We start from the raw sequence: 19,714 nt of genomic DNA, 5'->3' as shown, positions 1-19,714 counted from the left end.
GGCGGTGATCCGGTTGCTTCAGACACGTTGGTTGTCAATGCAAATGCAAGTGCGAGAGTGACTCAAGGAGCGGAATCCACCAGCGGACTGGTGGACCAATTGGGCCTCGGTGTTGGCGATGTGAATTTCACCAATGTCGAATTGTTGAATCTGACCTCGGCAACCGCTGCAAGCACGCTGACCGTTCGTGCGACCAATGATGACGACACGGTCGCATTGAGCCCCACTGCAACGGCAAGTGAAGCACGTGTGTGGATCAACGATGGCGCCGTGGTGACGGCAAACGCTGGCGGAGCCAACGCAAACTTTTCGGTAGTCAATCTGCAAGGTCGATTCGGTGACGATGCTTTCTCGATCACTCCGGTGGCAGGTGTCGAGGTCAATGTCAATGGCGGCGACCCCGCTGCGAGCGACACGGTTACCATTAACGGTACGACCGCCGTTGACATGTTCACAATTACCCCCACCGCCGCTGACGCGGCCATGATCCAGGTCAACGCTCTGGGTTTGGTGGCTTTGACTACTGTCGAAGGATTGATCTTTACCGGTCTAGGTGGTGACGATGCGCTTGAAGTCGTTGCGACCGCCGCAGCAGACACCATCATCCATACTCCCGGAACTGCGGTTGACGAAGGAACCTTTCGCGTCAACAGTTTGCTCGGCATCCAGTATCAAAACCTCGGTGCCGCATCCACATTGAACGTTGACGGCGGTGGCCAACCCGTGGGATCGCGGGATCGCTTGATTGTCAATGGCACGATCGGAAACGATGTCTTTGAGGTGGCTGCAACCAGCGACGGGGTGACGCTCCGAGATCCTGCTAGCGCGGTTGTGCATCGACCGATTACCACGACGGACGTTGAAGCGTTAACGCTCGAAGCCTTCGATGGAGACGATTCATTCGTCATCAATACGCCGCAGCCCTACTCGCAAATCGCGATCGCGGGTGCCAGCCCTGGCGGTAGCGATCGGCTGAGCGTGATCGGCGCGGTCGGCTTGGACGAAGCCTTCACCGTCTTTCCCGGTTTGGTTCCAGGCGAAGGTCGTGTGGCTGTCGATGGATTGAACATCCCCTATCGAGGCATCGAACATCTACTGCTAGGAGACCTATTTGGCATTGGCGCCGGTGATACCGATTCACTCGTCATCAATGATGACTTCAGCGACAACACCTGGAACGTCGGCGGCGGGTTGGTCGGCGACCTCGTGCAAATCGATGATCGAGAATCCATCGACATCAGCGGTTTCGATACCGTCGAGCTTGTCAACCAATCCGGAGCGGATCGATTCCGGCTTGCTCCGACCAACATGACGTTTAGCTTCGCAACCTCCTTTACCGTGACCGGTGACGCTTCGACGCCGACCGACGACGTACTAGAATTGATCGGCACTGCGGCTGCCGACACACTGACCTCCACTGCGAATGTGGTCACGGTCAACGGCGTCAACATCACTGCGGGAACGGGATTGGCCGCCTTGGCAGTTCAAGGTTTGGAAGACGATGACAATATCAATTTAACCGGATTCACATACGGTGGAGTGGCACCGTTCCATGTCACGATCAAAGGAGACGATGGCAATGACACGATTCGTGGCTCCGATCTGAACGACATCATCTACGGGGGTGCTGGTAACGATATATTAATCGGCGGTCTCGGCAACGATACGCTGTACGGTGAAGATGGCCAAGACATCTTCGGCAATCCAACACTCACTGCCGATGGTACCGCCGATGACCCAGGTAACGACGTCAACTTCGGTGGCGCTGGTTTCGACAACTTTGTTTGGGAGCCGGGCGACGGTGCCGACTCCAATAATGGTGGTGACGACGAAGCCGACATTTTCCGCTTCTTTGGCAACGCGGGTGCCAACGCATTCACGCTGCAAGGCGGTGGCACTCCGACGCACTTCAACGCGTTGATTGGTGCATTGGTGATCGACAACCATGGAATCGAGGATGTGATTGTCGATGGACAAGGGGGTGCAGACACATTCACGGTGAATGATCTATTCACGACCGAAGTCCGAACCATCAATCTGAACCTTGGCGCAGCAGATGCCGCCGCAGTCGATACCGTCACGGTCAACGGACGCGACACAGCCGACAACATCGACATCTCGAGCCCCGCAGCAGGCACCGTACGTGTTCGCGGCTTGTCGTATGACATCACCCTGACCAACAGCGAGCTGACGGACAGTTTGATCGTTAACGGAAATGTAGGCAATGACGTCATCAAGGCAGTCCCGGGCGTCGAAACGACCGTGGCGATCACTCTCAATGGCGGTGCTGGCGATGACTTTTTGTCAGCCGATGCAATTCTCAATGGCGGTGCCGGTAATGACACGCTGATTGGCGGACTTGGCGACGACACCATCAATGGCGGTGACGGCGACGACACAATCGACGCGCGTGACGGCAATAATACAATCGATGGGGGCGCTGGGGCGGATACCATTTTGGTTAGTGGGACCTCCGCAGGCGAAACCATTTCCACCTTCCACGCAGGCGGTGCGTTCACGATTACCGGGGGTTTGTCCGCCGGAGTCAACACGATTGCGGGCATCGAGCAAGTTCGCATCGAAGCGGGCGACGGAGCCGACACGGTGAACATCACATCCGATCCCGCTGGCGGACTTGACTACAACGTCTTCGGGGGCAACCCGATCGGCGTGCTGCAAGGGACCGGCGACACACTAAACGTCGTTCTTGGCGGAGCTCCCTTTAGCCTCCAGCCCGGTCCTGAAGCGGACTCCGGTGGCGTGCTCGTGCAACCGAACCAGACGATCAGCTTCGATGAATTCGAACTACTGCAAGTTGACGGCATCACTTTGTTACTGCCGGACGAATTCGAACCCAACGACACGCAGGCCACGGCAAAGGTGCTTGGCAGCGAACCGGCGATCACGGTGATGCGTGCGACGCTGCACGCGACCCAAATGCCATCGGGCGGTGCTGCGGGGGTCGTCAACAACGACTGGTATCAGGTCACCGCCCATGACACCGGAAAGCTGATTGTCAACGCTCATTTCACCGCCGATGGAGTTCCGTTGGATGGCGATGGCGGCGACGTCGTGATCAACTTGTTTGATTCGTCTGGGACGTTGATTGTCGCCGGCGCGGCGGTCACAGGCGGTCAGCAAATCGTGGTTCCTGTGGTTGCCCAACAAAAATATTTTGTCCAAGTCACCTCCGCCGATGGCGACCAGAATACGTACGACCTTGAAATCGAGAATTTTGCGGCTCCGATTCCAGCGACACCGTTCCTCCGCTCCACAAGCGACTCGGGGATGCTCAACAACGACAACGTCACCAGTGACAACACTCCGGCTATTGTCATCCAGGACGACTTGGTTGACTTTGCCGCCATGAACATCCCCGTCGACCAGGGTACCGCAGTCGCCGGTGCGGAAGTCATCCTCAGCTTTACCTCGACCACCACGGGGACGGTCACCACGGTCGAAGCGAACCTGGTCAATGCGGCGAACCCGACGCTTTGGAATGCGACGGCGACGCTGCTGGGCGATGATGTTTACTTGGTTCAATCTTGGACACGCATCCAAGACGCCGCAGGTGCCGTTGGCCGCAGCCCACTTAGTGGTGCGTTCTTGTTTACCGTGGACACCACACCTCCAGTGGTTGCTGCCGCTCCGGACCTGCTGAGCATCGCCGACACGGGGATGTTTGACAATGATGATGTTACGCACATTCAAGCCGTGGCATTGGCCAATCCCGCTGGCACGAAGGTCGAACCGAACACAAAAGTGCGAGTCTTCTCGGGAACCGATTTGGTTGGCCAAGGCATCGCGACCACCGAAGGCAACTGGGAAATCACCACCGAACCGCTCGATACGGGAACGCATTCTTTAACCGTTGTTCTCGAAGACCTTGCCGGCAACGTCAATGCTGCCAGCGAGGCCTTAGTAATCAACGTCGATGCGGTTGTTCCTAACACGCCGTACTTGGATTTAATCAACGATGACGGCCACAGCACCGACGACAACATCACCGGCCAAAACGTGCTGCAGTTCGAGATGGTTGGCGATGACACCGTCAACGGCAATGGCAACCCACTGCCCAACGATGTCATCTACCGACTGTATTGGCGAGTCGGTGATGGAAACGGCGAAGTGCTGGTCTACGATTCATTTGTCGAATTTGGAAACACGTTCACGACGCTGGGAACGTTGACGCGATCCGTGACGCAAGTGCTAAACGATCCTGCCGGCACCCCGTTCCCCGATGGAGTTCACAACTTCAAGTTGGAAATCGAAGACCGCGCCGGAAACGTCAGCCCCGACTTCTTACTGCAAGTCAAGATCGATACGCTCGTGCCAACGACCACGATCGACATACTGGCGTCAAGCGACAGCGGGATGTACGACGACGACAACGTCACCAACATTCAAGAGATTGCATTCCAAGGTCGCGGAGAAACCAACGGCATCATTACTCTGTTTGCTCAGAAAGTGAACAGCAGCGGAGTAGCCTTTGGCGAGTTACTGGTGATCGGCACCGGCAACGTCGGATCGGACTTTACCGATGTCCAAGCCGGTATCCCCGGAGCGACCGACACGGATGGGCTGGGGATTTGGGAAATCACTGCCGAACCGCTCACCGACGGTGTCTACGATGTGTATGCGCTGATCGAAGACTGGGCAGGCAACGAAGCCGTATCGGAAACGATCCGTCTTGAAGTCGACACGCTCGATCCGAATTTGCCGCTGCTCGATTTGGATGAGGCCAGCGATAGTGGTCGCCATAACGACGACAACATCACCAACGACAACACGCCATCGGTCAGTCTGACAACCCACGACGCCAATGCCGACCTGCACGCCGTCGTTCCTGATTTGACCGTCGCGGGGGCGTTCCTAACGGACTATTTGAAGTATCGAGTCTATGATCGAGCGGAAACCGGCGTCGTCGGCAACCAAACGTTGGTGACCGAGACATTACTTTACGATTCTGCCGCGGACGCTTCGGCAGACGCCAGCACATCCTTACTGGGCCGTAACGCGATGTTCACGAGCCTACTGTTGCTAAACAGCAGTAATGCGCAGACGATTTTGCCAGCGTTGGCCGATGGCGTACACAACTTAAAAATCGAAGTTGAAGACCGAGCGGGGAACATTAGCCATGACTTCTTATTGAATCTGGTGATCGACACGACGGCCCCTGCCGCGCCGTCGATCTCATTGGATCCTGCGGTCACCGACAGCGGCGTGCAAAGCAACATCGGCAGCACGTCGGATCGGATCACGAACGTGCGAACGCCTGGGTTTGTCGGCACCGCCGAAGCCGATTCGTTGGTACGCCTTTACGCCGATGGGGCCACCATCACGAACAACGTAATCGATGGCTCCGACGCGGCGATTGGTCTCGCCGTCGCAGTCCCCTTGGACGGCGATGACGCTTTCCCAGGCGGACAGTATCGAGCGACGTCGACGGCGGATTTGAATGTTGGCTTTAGCTTCGACGGTCAGCGTCAAATCGGCGGCACCGCCGAGGATTTGGCAGGCAACGTGTCCAATCCGACCTTCCTGAATATCCTGCTGGACACCACCCCACCGATCGTCACCGGCGTCGACTACTTTGCCGGAGATACCGTGTTTGCCTCAAAGCCAAACTTGAGTCCGACTGGTCGCGTGGGTTCGCTGTTGATCACGTTTGCCGGCGGCCCCTCGGCTGCTGCGGGACTTAGCTCACCGGCGGTGGATCCCGGTTTGGCTGCGGACGTCAGCAACTACAAGCTGGTGGGTGATCACAGTGGACAAGTGCTGATCGACAATGCATTGATCGTCAGTTCGACGCCGGAACAGGTTGTCGTGCGAATTCAGTTTGCGGCTCTGTTGGCCGACGATCGCTACACGTTGACGCTGGATGATTCAATTTCGGACGCCGCCGGCAACTTGCTGGACGGTGATTCTTCGGCTCAAGCTCCGGGAACCCCAATTGCCGTGTTACCCTCGGGGAACGGAATCAGCGGCGGTGATTTCGCCGCTCGCTTTACCGTCGACAGCCGCCCTGAATTTGGGACAATCAGCCAGGGATTGGTCTACGTCGACATTAATGGAAACCATGTCTTTGACCCCGAAGGGCAAGACAACGACGCGACCAATCGCGACTTTGTCATGCAGTTCGGCCAGTTGACAGACGCCTTGTTCACTGGCAACTTTGCCGACAAAGACACCGGCATTGCGTCGGGCTTTGACAAACTGGGGGCCTATGGACGTTTCAACGGCACGTACAGCTTCCTGATTGATACCAACGACGATGGTGTTGGCGATGTTGCGTCGATCATGCCGGGGCAATACCAAGTCAACGGGATCCCCGTGGCCGGTGATTTTAGCGCAGCCAAAGATGGCGATGAAATTGGTCTGTTTGATGGTCAAGCTTGGTACTTGGATACCAACGGCAACAACAAAATCGACAGTAACGAGCGGCTATCGACCAATTACAACGGGCTTCCGATCGTCGGAGACTTTGACGGTGATGGCAGCGATGATTTGGCCGTGTTTGTCAACGACACGAACCAATTTATTTTTGACACCAACCGTGACGGCACCGCAGACTTCACCTGGGACGTTCGCGACGATTTCAAACGGTTCGGCGGGTTGAGCGGGTTTACCGACCGGCCGATCGTCGGCGACATCAATCTTGACGGTATCGATGACATCGGAATCTGGGTGAAAGGTCGCCAAGGCATCCTGCCAAAAGAACAAGGCGAAGTCTTTTTCTGGATCTCTGACCGAGCCGACGACAATCCGGCCAAGGTGTTTGACGCCTATTCACCCGCCCCGCTCGGTAACGACACGTTTGCGCAGTATGGCGACGAAACCGCATTGCCCATCTTTGGTAACTTTGACCCACCGATCGCCTCGGCCAATGCGCCGACAAATCTGACCGGGTTGACCAATGGCGAGAATCGCTACGATGTCAACAATGACGGCAAAGTCACCGCATTGGATGCCCTGACAGTGATCAATGCAATTAGCCGCGGACTGACGAATGCCGAGGCAAGTCAAGCACCGCGGCTACTAGCCGCCAACGGCAACTACTTGGACGTCGATTCAAATGAGGTCGTCACCGCGTTTGATGCGTTGTTGGTCATCAACGAAATGAATCGTCTCGGCCAACGCGGCAGTAGCGGTCAAAGTGAACTGTCCGTCCAACGCAATAGCAGCGTCGCTTACTCCGCCGCTGTCGACGATGTTTTCAGCGGAAATTTGCTGGATGACGAGGACGACACCGATTGGATCACGGCCGACTTAGAAAGCCGACGAGGCGTCTTGTCGTAAACAGAGTCGGCCGATCGAAAGCGAGACGCGTCACTGGCCGTCTCGCTTCCGCGTCCAATATCAATCGCTTGCATGCGATGGCGAGCGAAGATGGGTTTACAACTTCGCCGCTGCCGCTTCGTCGACGTAGAAGGTCAAATCAACGGCCTCCACGTGCGATGCAGGGAAATTGGCGAAATCGCCCTCTTTTTTGATGACTTGCGTCAATACCTCCGCTTTGTCGGCGCCGGTGATCAGAAACGCAACTTTTTTGCCTCGGTTCAACACCGGGCCAGTTAAAGTGATGCGTTTTTGTGCCGTTTCAGGATGAATTGCGACTTCACAAACCTGAGGCGATTTCAAAAATTGACTCTGGTGCGGGAAAATCGAAGCGGTGTGCCCGTCGGTTCCCATTCCTAGGATAATCAGATCAAACTCTGGCACCGCGTTGTCATCAATATCAACGTGTCCGTAGATCTCATTCTCGTAACGCAATCGCTCTTCATCGGGGTCCGCTTCGCCGTGCACGCGGTGAACGTTTTCCTCAGGAATCTGAACTTTGTCCAAAAACAACGCTTTTGCAACACCATAGTTACTGTCGCTGTCATTGGGATCGACGCAGCGTTCGTCGCCCCAGAAGAAATGGAGACGTGACCAGTCAATTTTCTCGGCGTATTCACTCCCCCATAACTCAAACAGTAATTTGGGCGTGCTGCCGCCCGAGAGTGCAATCGTGATTTTTTCTTGGGATTGTGTTGCAAACCACTCCGCAAAATCGGCGGCGAAACCGGATGCCACTGCGGCGGGATCGGCGAACTTTTTCGTTTCAGTACTCATCGTTTGACTCGTGATTGTTTTTAAAAGGAGCGTGTTGGTCATTTCGACCGTGGATTCCGAAGCCGACTGCTAAAATAGGAGTGATGGACGCATTCGAAGGACTCGGTAATCCTTGTGGATATTCGGGGATGAAGCCGTGTTATCGGGAATCACATTAGAACATCTTTCGCCTCTCTGGGCAGCGACGGCGGGATTTGTCGGTGATTGATCTTGTTATTCGTATCAAGCCAAATGTGCCTGTGAAGCATCGCCCGCAATCAATCGCCAGCGGGGGTTGTTGCGACTCAGGCGAAGGGGTTACGGATGAATGCAACCGTAGTCAACACAAGTATTCCCTACCGATGGCGGCGGAGGTAGCGAAGCTTGGCATCGGCGAATACAATAGTCAGTTCCCCACCATGATCGTCTCCCCACCGATCAGTATTTCGCTCACGTTGAACCTGATCACGATGGTTCGCTGGATCCCCCGCCACCCACCTTTCCTTTCGCTGGTCGATTATGACTGCTCGATATTTGTCATGGATGTTGCTGAGCGCTATCGTGATCTGCGGATGTCGCAGTAAGAACGAAGCCAAGATCGAAGCCAAACCAAAGTCACTCGAGACGCTTGACGCAGAAGTTCTGAGCATCGAATTGTCTCGCTGGCCAAAAACGGTTCGCAGTCAAGGCAGTTTGTATGCGGACGAACAATCCATCGTGGGCGCTAAAGTTGCCGGGCGAGTCGCTGAGGTTCATGGCGATGTCGGTGACGTACTAAAACTCGGTGATCCGCTGGTCACACTGGACCAAGAAGATTTTTTACTACAGGTCCAACAAGCCGAGGCCCAACTATTGCAGGCGCGATCGTCGGTTGGACTGCTCGAAGGTGATCCTGTCGCGAAACTCGATCCGGCCAACGCGCCCCCTGTCCGGCAAGAACGGGCGCTATGGGAAGAGACGCAAAGCAGTCTCGAGCGAATCGCGTCGTTACGCAGCCAAAATGCAATGTCCCAAGGCGAGTATGACGTCGCGGCGGCCGCAGAACGAGTTGCCGAGGCTCGGTATGCATCCGCAGTGAACGGCGTTCGAGAGAAGATCGCTCTTATCCAAGTCCGCCAAGTCGAGTTGGCGGTCGCTCGCGAGCGTTTGAAAGATGCGATCATTCGTGCTCCGATGGATGGGTTTGTGCTGAACCGACAAGTCGCTCCGGGAACCTTCGTGTCAGTCGGCCAGCCGGTAGCGACGATTGTTCGGACAAACCCGCTACGGTTCCGAGGAAAAATACCAGAACGCTATTCGCAGTCGATTGCGGTAGGACAAAGCTTGCGACTGAAAATCGAATCGGTCACGGAGCCACGCGAAGCAAAGATCACGCGGGTCAGTCCGGCGCTTGACCAGCAGAGCCGAGCGTTGACGTTCGAAGCGTTGATCGAAAATGAAAATCAAACGCTCCGCGCGGGCTTGTTCGCCGAAGCCGAAGTGGTCACCGATCCCGATGCCCTTGCCTTAGTCGTTCCGGATTCGGCGATCAGCGAGTTTGCCGGCGCAACGAAAGCTTGGAAAGTCGTCGAGGGGGTGACGCAAGAACAAGAGGTGCGAATCGGAGAACGCCGCGCTGCTTCCCTGGAAATCGTACAGGGATTGTCTGCAGGCGATTTGATCCTGCTTGACGCCGAACGCGGACGTGTGGGCAAAGTCAATTCAGAGAAGGTACCTCAGGCGGCGGTGCATTCGGCTGCACCGATTGCCGCAATGTGAACCACAAGATCGGATCGGTTTAAAGTTTGTCCCCCCCTGCGTATTTCGGAGATGACTCTCTAAAGGAATTGTTTGGGGCAGAAGAGGATGCTGATGACAGGTTGAAAACCTGTCCCACAACGACAGGCTAAAAGCCTATCCCACGACTCACCAGGAATGAATGATCTGTGTATTGGCTTGCCGAAGTTTGCGTAAAACGCCCCGTATTTGCCCTGATGCTGATCACCGCGTTTGTGGTGGCGGGCGTGGTCGCGTTTCCACAATTGGGCGTGGATCGCTTTCCCAATCTTGACCTGCCTCAGATTTTCATTCGCACCACTTACGTGGGCGCTGCGGCGGAAGAGGTGGAATCCGAGGTCAGTTCAATCCTGGAAGACGCCGTAGCCACGGTGGCGGGGATTGACGAACTACGCTCGATCTCGGCGGATGGACGCTCCTTTGTGATCATTACGGTCCAGCTCGACCGCGACATAGACGCGGCCATCCAAGATGTTCGCGATGCGGTCGCAAGCGTTGTCAATCGATTACCGCCGGGAATCGATCCCCCCATCATCCAGAAGCAAGACCTCGATTCGTCACCGATCATGACGCTGGCCGTTTCGGGCCCCCGATCGCCTCGCGAGTTGTTCGTATTAGCAGATCGTTATGTCAAAAACGTGATTGAATCATCGCGGGGTGTCGGGCAAGTCCAAATCGCGGGTGCTGCCGACCGGGCAATCCAAGTCGATATCGACGCCGACCGACTCGCCGCCTACGGCATCTCGATCTTGCAAGTCCGTGATGCGCTTGCCCGACAGAACGCAGAGGTGCCCGGTGGGCGAATGAACGAGGGACAACGTGAACGCTCGCTACGGACGCTTGGACGCGTTGCCCAATCGAGTGCGTTTTCGGATTTGGTCGTCGCTACCGTCGGAGACACGGCGATTCGTCTGGGCGACCTTGGGCAAGCCAACGATGCCACAAAAGAAGTTCGCACACTGGCTCGTCTGAACGGAACCCCGGCAGTGGTACTGCAAGTGCAACGTCAAAGCGGACAAAACACCGTCGCGGTGATCGACGGGATCAAAGAAACGCTTCCGCGATGTGAAGCATTGTTACCAAACGATGTGCATGTCGAAATCATTCAAGACCAATCACGCTACATCGTCGAGGCGCTGCACGAAATTGAACGGCACCTTGTCTCTGGCAGTATCTTGGCCTGTTTGACGGTGTTGTTGTTCATGCGGTCATGGCGTTCAACCATCATCGCCTCGGTTGCAATTCCTGCGTCGATCATTGCCACCTTTGCGTTTATGAAGTGGTTCGGATTCACCCTGAACAACGTCACCATGCTGGCGTTAGTGTTGATGGTCGGCGTTGTGATCGATGACGCGATCGTGGTCTTAGAGAACGTGTTCCATTGTATCGAAGAAAAAGGAATGGAACCGGCCGAAGCCGCAGTCAAGGGAACCAAAGAAATCGGTCTGGCGGTGCTTGCGACCACCCTGTCGCTGGTGATCGTCTTCTTGCCCGTTTCGTTCCTTTCGAGTGTGACGGGGCGTTTGTTATTCGAATTTGGAGTGACCGCGACCGTTGCCATTTTGATATCGATGTTGATCAGCTTTTCGCTGACACCGATGATGTGCAGCAAACTACTTCACGCGGCCCCTAAGGATGGTCCGTCTAAAGACGCTGCGGCTCCTAAGTCGCGGCGAGGTTTGTATTTACTCATCGAAAACGCCTACCTGTGGTTACTGGCGATCGCACTACGGTTTCGCTGGGCCGTGTTGGTGGTGGTCGTACTTGTGATCGCAACGAACATCCCGCTTAGCCAATGGGTTCGACGCGACTATGTTCCCCTGAATGTGGACGAGTCCGAATTCGAAGTGCGAGCCGAAGCCAGACCTGGGGCAAGCTTGACTGCGATGCGAGAAACAATCGACCGCGCCGAGGCGATTCTCAGCAGCGTTGAGGGGGTCGAAACCGTCTTGGCGTCCGTGGGCACCGGTGGTTATGGCGATGTGAACCGGGCGCAAATCTATATCCGGCTGATCGATAGCCAATATCGCACATTTTCGCTGGGCCGATTATGGCAGGGACTCCTCGCCGGTGATCCGAAAGCGGCGTTTCGTGGCAATTTCAGCCAGCGTGACAAGATGGGCGAGATTCGTAAAAAGCTGGGCAAACTCGACGATGTTCGCGTTTCCGTTCGAAACTTGACGTCACTACGCCAGGGAGCTCCGGTCGACATCGATTTTGCGATTACTGGCCCTGACGCCGATCAGCTACTCGAGTTCAGCGAAAAGTTACGTAAAAAGGCCGAGACGATTCCAGGCATCGTTGACGTTTACTCAACCCTGCAAATCGATAATCCTGAGCTGTTGGCATCGATCGACCGAGAGCGAGCGGCCGCCTTGGGAGTCGAGGTGCGCGAGATTGCTGAGACGCTACAGGTGGCGGTGGGCGGGGATGACCGTGTCTCGCGTTATCTGGATCGATCCGCAGGCGATGCTTACGACGTCGAGTTGCGTTTGGTTGGCATGGACCGCAATGACGTCCCGTCGATCTCGCAATTGTATGTTCGTACCAATCCAACAGCACGTACGAATACGACCGAACAAGCTGCAGTAACGACCGAGGACAATGGCAGCCCATCGCTGACCCGCATCGACAACGTCGTCAATTTCGAATTTAGCAAAGCCGCCTCGCGAATCGACCGTCTAAGCCGATCACGGATGGTGTCGGTGCGAGCCAACGTCGCGGCTGGCTATGCGTTGGCAGATCGAACCGAAGCGGTGAAGCAAGCCGCCGAAGAAATTGGTATGCCCACTGGATTTAGTGGCCAGGCCCTCGGCGGCGGGCGAGAACTGGAACGTACCATCACCGATTTTGGATGGACCTTTCTGATGTCGTTCGTGTTCATGTACATCGTGTTGGCGGCACAATACGAAAACATGATCTATCCGCTGATCATTCTGTTGTCCTTACCATTGGCCGTGCCGTTCGGACTGCTCAGTCTTTACTGGGGAGGCGAGACGTTGAATCTCTACTCGGCGCTTGGGATCTTGGTGCTATTTGGGGTGGTCAAGAAGGCCGCGATTTTGCAAGTCGACCATACGAACGCGCTACGTGCGGAAGGTCTCGAGCGTCACGACGCGATCATGCGAGCGAACCGAGACCGACTGCGCCCGATTCTAATGACCACGCTGTCATTCGTCGCTGGACTGCTGCCGCTGTTGATCGCCACCGGGCCTGGTGCCGAAGAACGTCGATCGATCGCAGTGCTGGCCGCCGGCGGACAAACACTCTCGCTAGTACTGACGCTGATCGCTATCCCTGTGCTCTATACTTTCTTTGACGACCTCGCCGCACTTCCCAAACGATTGATGCAAAAAAAAGCGGGATAGGCTACCGGCCTGTCACCAAGACCCCAAACATCAATCTCGACCGCCCTCAGCCCATCGTTTAGCAACATGCTGCCAGCCAATCCTCGATTTGCTGTTTCGCGTGCAAGCTAACAATAAGACAATTCAATGGTTACCGCAAAAGTCCCCACTCTTACGATTGGATTACTTGCCACTGTGTTGATGACAGGAAAATTAGGCGGACAAGAAACTCGGGATTTGACCGTGCATCGTGATCTTGTTTTTGCTGATCCCGACGGACAACCTTTAAAACTCGATCTCTACTTACCCGCGAGTGCGAGCAAAGCTCCATTGGTAATTTGGATCCATGGCGGCGGATGGCGTGCGGGCTCGAAAGCGAAACCACCGATTCGCAAACTTACCGAGCACGGGTACGCACTGGCAAGTATCAGCTATCGCTTTACCGACACCGCGATCTTTCCTGCCCAAGTCCATGATTGCAAAGCTGCGGTGCGATGGCTTCGCGCTAATGCCGAGCGATACGGCTATAACGGCGATTGGATCGCAGTCGCCGGAAGCTCCGCCGGCGGGTATCTCGCATTAATGCTAGGCGTGACGAACGGCGTCGCGACTTTGGAAGGCACGCTCGGGGGCCATCCCGAGCAATCTTCGGCCGTGCAAGCCGTGGTCGACTACTTTGGTCCATCAGATTTTGTGTTGCGAGGCAAAACGCAACCCGAGCGAGCTTACACTGAAAAGTCGGGAAGCTTTGCATTACTTGGCGGACTTCGCGATGGAAAAGTGATTCAGGAGCTCGAAAAAGCAGCGAGTCCGGCTCACTATGTTTCCTCGGACGATCCGCCGCTACTCGTCTTTCACGGTACCCAGGACGAAGTGGTTCGGATGGACCAGAGCGAACACATCGTCATTCGGTATCGCGATGCTGGATTGTCTGCAAAACTCGTCACGGTTCCTGCGGCAGGCCACGGCGGCGTCCGCTTCTTTCGCGACCCTCATTTCGCAACCTTGCTGACATTCCTGGATCAACATCGACCTCAGTAACCCTCCTCCGCACCTCGCTAGTTCTCACCCCAATCCCCACAGGACCTCGGAAAGATGAGATTCATTTCCGTACTAATCTTGCTCTCAATCACCGCGATTGCACCCGACAACGTCCTGTGTGGCGAGGATGTTACCGAGATTCGTTACCCTAGTTCAGCGGACGAATCACAGCAGCCCGCGATGTTTTTCAATCCAAAGAGTGACGATCCGGTGCCTTTGATTGTTGCTTTGCACACGTGGTCTGGTGACTACAAACAAGATAGCCACAAAGACATCCAGCAGTGGTGCATCCAAAAGGGCTGGGCGTACATTCATCCCAATTTCCGTGGCCCGAATTTTCGCCCCCAGGCAACGGGTTCGGAACTTGTCGTCAAAGACATTGTCAGTGCCGTTGATTACGCCAAACAGACCGCGAACATTGACCCAACATCGATCTATCTGGTCGGCACCTCCGGCGGTGGCTATACGTCGCTGGTGATGGCGGGCCATCATCCTGAGATCTGGGCAGGGGTTTCGGCGTGGGTGCCCATCTCTGACCTGACGGCTTGGTACCACCAATGCAAGCGGGCCAACCGCAGCTATTACAAGAACATCGTCGCATCGTGCGGTGGAGTGCCAGGCAGCAGCGTCGAAGTAGACAAAGAGTATCAAAAACGATCACCGCTTACGTTTCTCGCAAACGCCAAAGACGTAAAACTGCATCTAAATGCGGGCATTCGCGACGGGCACGACGGCAGCGTCCCCATCAGTCATTCCTTGTTGGCGTTCAACGAAGTGGCTGCGACCGAAGATCGATTATCTGCGGACGAGATCGCTTACTTTGATAAAGAAGTCAAAGTGCCCGCATCACTGACACAATCGCTATCCGATCCGAGCTACGGAAGCAAACAACCACTCTTCCGCCGCACCTCCGGAAACGCGACCGTGACGATTTTTGACGGACGGCACGAATTGATCTCGGAAGCCGCTATCGCCTGGATCGAGAGCCTCCACGAGCATCAACACCGAAACGGCGAGTAACGCCACGCAACAATAGTGGGCTATGTCGGCATATTCCTCAACCCTTCTACCCCGTGATTTCACACGACGGAACGAAAAGTTAGATGCAGGCCGCCAATCGTTGAGCTTCATCCTGAAGCCCACCACCACTTTTTCGCCAACGATAGGTCATCACGCCAAACCGCGTTTAGAACCCGCTCCCAAACGACAATCCAAACAAATCGCCCAACCAATAAAACGCTCGCGGTTCAAAACGAGACCGACCTAGTACGCCGATCAGCATGACGGTGCCGCAGCTTACGAGCCTTCCATTTGCAACCTCTGCATCTGTTGCTCCGGGCCTAAAGCATGTTTCGTCGATACTCGCGAATGTCGAGACAGTCGCTCTAGATGATCTGCATTTCCCGCAACCAAATCAAGTTTTGGGTTTTTCAAATAGCCACAATCCTAACGCAAGGAGAACCACCGCTGGCAGGAATGCGCCGACGAGACGGCTCACACCGAGTCCAGATTCATCACCTACGGGGATCACGGGCGAGATAAATGTGTTGTTGATCGCGACGCCAGCAAAGAGTGCTGCTATCACGAAACAACCGATTCCGATCTTTTGCCGGTTTGTCATACTTCAGTTGTTTCCATTTCGAGTCGATGTTAATAGACGCAGGTTGATAGAGCGACGAATGAATTTAAAAGAGTGGTAACTCTATCGATATCGGCACGCGGGGAAAAGCATTCACACTAGGATATTGTAACCACGATTTGTGGACGATGTTTGCGATCGAACACTTGATGCACGACCTGGATCAACCGGGATCGAGCGAAACAGTAACCACTTCCATCGATTAACGCGAGACCAACGCGCTGTCCAACCGACGAGGCGAATCGACGTTGACAAGCCCAAGAAACGGAGACGTCCTCGAATGATCAATGACTTCAAACAAAATTTTGTTTGTCAGTTGAAGACAAAACATCGCACGTCCGCGTCTTCTCATATTTCTGTCACACCAATCTTTCTGTCTGTCGATCGTCAGAGCGATCACCGATCGATCGGTACAGAGCGTCTCGCCGCAGGGAATTAATTCGAGGTTCCCCAGACCGCCACGTACCTGTGTGGCAGTATTGTTCAGACAGAAATTGAGGAGAGAAAGATTTATTGAAGTAAGTAAAACCCAGTCACGTCTAGCCAAAAAGCTGGGAGCCCTGATTTCTATAAAAAAGCGAGCACTGCGTTGGTTATTGGCTTTACCGGACCAATTGAACCGCAGCCGCATGCAAGCAACACAATGGCTAACGTTGTGAGATGCCTCAGCCGCGATTACGTCCGAATTCAGGCACCGATCAGGCTGCGACACCGAGTGATCATCCAACGCTCGTCTTCGCCGCGCGGGCGCATCTTCCGATGCGCCTACTTACAGCGGATTCCCGAAGAAAGGTGATCGTTGCGGAGGCGATATCGTGCGCAAGGCAATCGACACAGCGGAGCGAATACACCTTCGGTGTTGATCGTATTCGTTATCCGCCGCGAATTGAATCATGGTTAATTACGTGCTAACCATTCACAGATTGGTTGCCCTGAAAAGAATACTAGAACACTCAGCGCAATCATCGCAAGCGCGTGCCTGGGGCGATCTTTGATCCATGCCTTCGTGGCAAGCACCTCTGCCTTTTAAACAGGCCATCAAGCAGATGCTGCTGCGGGGTGGTGAAGAGTGGAAATTGCAAATTGCCGAGGCGGAGTAAAGAGCTGCTTGAAGGCCTTTACCACCGATACAGGATGGACGGGAATGCGATGACAGGCTGGCCGCCTGTACTACCGTGGCGGATCAGTCGGTCGCTGCGTCCCTAGGGACGACTGCGGCCTTGTTCGATGATGCCCGACAATTGATTCTTCAGGCGATCGGCAACGTCCGGATACTCGGCGAGCACATTGTTCTGTTCCGCGGGGTCTTTGTCGAGATTGAAGAGCTGGTACTGGGGCACTTTCGTATTGGCAAGCTCGGTTTCGACCACGACGTTACGCGCCGATTTCTTGTCGTACCGATGCAGCTTCCATTTGCCGGCGCGAAAGCCGTACGTCCCGCGGCTGCCGTTGTCTTGTTGGACCAGATTCTCGCGGCCATCGGCGCTTGCTTCCCCTAACAACGCGCCGAGCACATTCAGACTGTCCAAACATGCGTCCTCAGGTAGCGGTTGACCGGTCAATGCAGCAAGGCTGGCAGCAAGGTCGATAGTGCAGACGATTTCGTCGCTCACCGCAGGTTTGATCCTGCCCTTCCACCGAGTGATGAACGGGGTTCGCGTGCCGCCTTCATAGACACTGTACTTGCCTCCGGTGTAAGGCCCCGCGGCTCGATGGTCGCCAATCTTCTCGATCGCATTGTCCTTGTAACCATCATCGAGCACCGGACCATTGTCGCTGCAGAAAACAACCAACGTATTTTCGGCTAACTTCAGCCGATCGAGCGACTTCATCAGTTCGCCGACACACCAATCAAGTTCGATAATCGAGTCACCGCGAAGTCCTAGTGACGTCTTCCCTTGAAATCGTTCGTGCGGAATGCGGGGCACGTGAATGTCATGCGCCGCGAAAAACAAAAAGAACGGCTGCTCTTTGTGCTGCTCCATGAACTCAACCGATTTTTCAACCCATTTGTCGGCGAGATCTTCGTCACGAAAACGAGCCGCGTGCCCGCCGGTGTAAAATCCGATGCGGCTGATCCCGTTATGAATCGTCGAGTTATGGCCATGCGACCAATCCATTTTCAGCGTGTCACGATGCGTGACGCCAGTGGGATGTTCAGGACTTGGCTTTTTATCACCAACCCACAATGGGTCTGTGGGGTCAAGATTCTCAACGCGATGATCGTGAACATAGACCTGCGGCACGCGGTCGTTGGTCGTGGGCAAGAGGAAACAGGTGTCGAAACCAATTTCGAGCGGCCCCGGTTTGAGGTCACCGTTCCAATCAGGCCCGCTCTCCCCTCCCAGTCCAAGATGCCATTTGCCGATCACGGCGGTCTTGTAGCCGGCACCCTGCAGTAGCGATGCGACGGTTTCCGTCCCCGGTTTAATGATCGCAGGTGCGTTTGGCGGCGCGATCCCGGTGCGTTTTCCACGAAACGCGTAGCTGCCGGTCAGCATCGAGTAACGCGTGGGAGTGCAGGTGGATGCGGAACAATACCCACTGGTAAATCGCACCCCTTCGCCAGCAAGTTTGTCAATATTCGGAGTTTCCAACGACGTCGCACCGTAGCAGGAAACGTCGCCATAACCGAGGTCGTCCGCCATGATGACGATCACGTTGGGCGTATCGGCTGTTACGCGAACGGTCGAAACCAGCAGCAATAGGACGAAGATGGAAAGGCAGCGAGTATTCAAGGGGGAGATCTCCTAAGACGGCAACTTCAGATCAGATGAGGGGGGAGGGACGAGCATCGGCACAAATGCCCGAACCACTCTACCATACAACGAAGTTGCTTTGAGGGGGATTCGTCCCTTTGAAGTCGTATTTTGCCAGACGTGTATCGGAGGCTGGAGGAAAGTCTTGACGACTATCGCCACCGAGAACGATGCATTGGTCTTAGGGGCATTTGGGCTTAAAAGTGGATTCGACCACGTGCCAAGCGGACATCCAGATTGTGGAGTCGTAGCGTCCGACGGTTCTGCACCAACAGCCGTACGAAACCGTTGGGTGACGCGTGTCGTTGGATGAGGATGTCGATGGGATATTGTCGGTCTAGCACGTCGCCAACCTGAAAGCCGTTGACGGTGATGATCCGGTCACCGGGTTCGAGTCCTGCTCGCGAGGCGGGCGTGTTCGGGAACACTTGAGTCAACAGGTGTCCCGTCGTCGTGTAATGACCAAACACTCCCAAGTGCCAACCGCCAAAATGATCACGGCCGGGATGTTGCGGTTCCACAAACGGTTCGCCCCAATCACCAATCTGCGGTTGAAAGTCCGCCTGCTCACCAAGTGGTGCCGCCAACGGTTCGTTCCCGTGAGCACTCACGCCCGCATGTAAGATCACGCTGGACGTCACCAGCGTCATCAGCACCACCACGCCGCTGGCTGAAAACCTTGTGTTCGTTCGACAGTTCATCGTATTTCCCCCCACCCCTTCAAAAAACGATTTGCATTCGCCTATTACCATTTTAGATGCGTGTCCGACATGAGTTAAGGAATCGCGTTGCGAGAGTCACGGCAAATTTGAAACTCACACGACAACACTCCCTCTATCTCATGGCCGGCCGTGCCCCTTTTTGTCACGCATGCCAAAATTTTTGCCTCTGAACCCTCACCCATGCGTCTGTTCACACCCACACAGCAAGTGCCAATCCTGGGCTCGACAAGACAAGTTGGCCGCAGGATAGCGAGGCGAACAACCAGGGCAAATTTGCATTGCTCCTGCCGCTCCCTTAAACTACCTGTCACCCCCCCCTTCCCCACCCCAACCTCT

At 55.2% G+C, this 19,714-nt stretch carries 9 protein-coding genes; 6 read left to right on the top strand and 3 right to left on the bottom strand.

Annotated features, from left to right (window positions below; translation table 11 throughout):
- Positions 1 to 57 precede the first annotated feature (57 nt).
- Positions 58 to 7,299: an Ig-like domain-containing protein gene (locus ABX962_RS08510; protein WP_372718443.1), complete on the top strand. Its 7,242-nt coding sequence runs from the start codon at positions 58 to 60 to the stop codon at positions 7,297 to 7,299.
- Positions 7,300 to 7,395: 96 nt separating this feature from the next.
- Here ABX962_RS08510 and pgl read toward each other — a convergent pair whose 3' ends face one another.
- Positions 7,396 to 8,115, bottom strand: a complete 720-nt coding sequence (gene pgl, locus ABX962_RS08505) for a 6-phosphogluconolactonase (protein WP_372718441.1) — start codon at positions 8,113 to 8,115, stop codon at positions 7,396 to 7,398.
- 200 nt (positions 8,116 to 8,315) lie between these two features.
- On the opposite strand from pgl, the gene ABX962_RS08500 reads away from it, so the two are divergent.
- The 5 genes from ABX962_RS08500 to ABX962_RS08480 all read left to right on the top strand — a co-directional run bounded on the left by ABX962_RS08500 (position 8,316) and on the right by ABX962_RS08480 (position 15,278).
- On the top strand, positions 8,316 to 8,678 hold the full coding sequence (locus ABX962_RS08500) for a hypothetical protein (protein WP_372718439.1): 363 nt from the start codon (positions 8,316 to 8,318) through the stop codon (positions 8,676 to 8,678).
- The gene (locus tag ABX962_RS08495) at positions 8,638 to 9,852 is read left to right on the top strand and encodes an efflux RND transporter periplasmic adaptor subunit (protein WP_372718437.1); all 1,215 of its coding nucleotides are present in this window, start codon (positions 8,638 to 8,640) and stop codon (positions 9,850 to 9,852) included. The genes ABX962_RS08500 and ABX962_RS08495 overlap by 41 nt, the downstream gene beginning before the upstream one ends.
- 167 nt (positions 9,853 to 10,019) lie before the next feature.
- On the top strand, positions 10,020 to 13,238 hold the full coding sequence (locus ABX962_RS08490; RefSeq protein WP_372718436.1) for an efflux RND transporter permease subunit: 3,219 nt from the start codon (positions 10,020 to 10,022) through the stop codon (positions 13,236 to 13,238).
- A gap of 126 nt (positions 13,239 to 13,364) precedes the next feature.
- Entirely contained in the window at positions 13,365 to 14,258 is an 894-nt protein-coding gene (locus ABX962_RS08485) for an alpha/beta hydrolase fold domain-containing protein (RefSeq protein WP_372718434.1), read from the top strand.
- Between the two features lie 54 nt (positions 14,259 to 14,312).
- On the top strand, positions 14,313 to 15,278 hold the full coding sequence (locus ABX962_RS08480; protein ID WP_372718432.1) for an alpha/beta hydrolase family protein: 966 nt from the start codon (positions 14,313 to 14,315) through the stop codon (positions 15,276 to 15,278).
- A 1,821-nt stretch (positions 15,279 to 17,099) separates the two neighbouring features.
- Here ABX962_RS08480 and ABX962_RS08475 read toward each other — a convergent pair.
- Both ABX962_RS08475 and ABX962_RS08470 read right to left on the bottom strand, forming a co-directional pair.
- The gene (locus ABX962_RS08475) at positions 17,100 to 18,596 is read right to left on the bottom strand and encodes an arylsulfatase (protein ID WP_372718445.1); all 1,497 of its coding nucleotides are present in this window, start codon (positions 18,594 to 18,596) and stop codon (positions 17,100 to 17,102) included.
- Between the two features lie 257 nt (positions 18,597 to 18,853).
- Complete coding sequence (locus ABX962_RS08470; protein WP_372718430.1) at positions 18,854 to 19,357, bottom strand: PDZ domain-containing protein; 504 nt, start codon at positions 19,355 to 19,357, stop codon at positions 18,854 to 18,856.
- Between the last annotated feature and the right edge of the window lie 357 nt (positions 19,358 to 19,714).

The sequence above is a fragment of the Novipirellula sp. genome (genome assembly GCF_041583735.1).
Taxonomy (GTDB): Bacteria; Planctomycetota; Planctomycetia; order Pirellulales; family Pirellulaceae; genus Novipirellula.
The sequence above is the reverse complement of the archived record's forward strand: the minus strand, read 5'-3'. Positions and strand labels throughout refer to the sequence as shown.

Bases quoted from the DNA above. Each gene is read 5' to 3' on its own strand.
- pgl (WP_372718441.1), bottom strand. From the start codon at position 8,115: ATGAGTACTGAAACGAAAAAGTTCGCCGATCCCGCCGCAGTGGCATCC.
- ABX962_RS08495 (WP_372718437.1), top strand. From the start codon at position 8,638: ATGTTGCTGAGCGCTATCGTGATCTGCGGATGTCGCAGTAAGAACGAA.
- ABX962_RS08480 (WP_372718432.1), top strand. From the start codon at position 14,313: ATGAGATTCATTTCCGTACTAATCTTGCTCTCAATCACCGCGATTGCA.
- ABX962_RS08485 (WP_372718434.1), top strand. From the start codon at position 13,365: ATGGTTACCGCAAAAGTCCCCACTCTTACGATTGGATTACTTGCCACT.
- ABX962_RS08470 (WP_372718430.1), bottom strand. From the start codon at position 19,357: ATGAACTGTCGAACGAACACAAGGTTTTCAGCCAGCGGCGTGGTGGTG.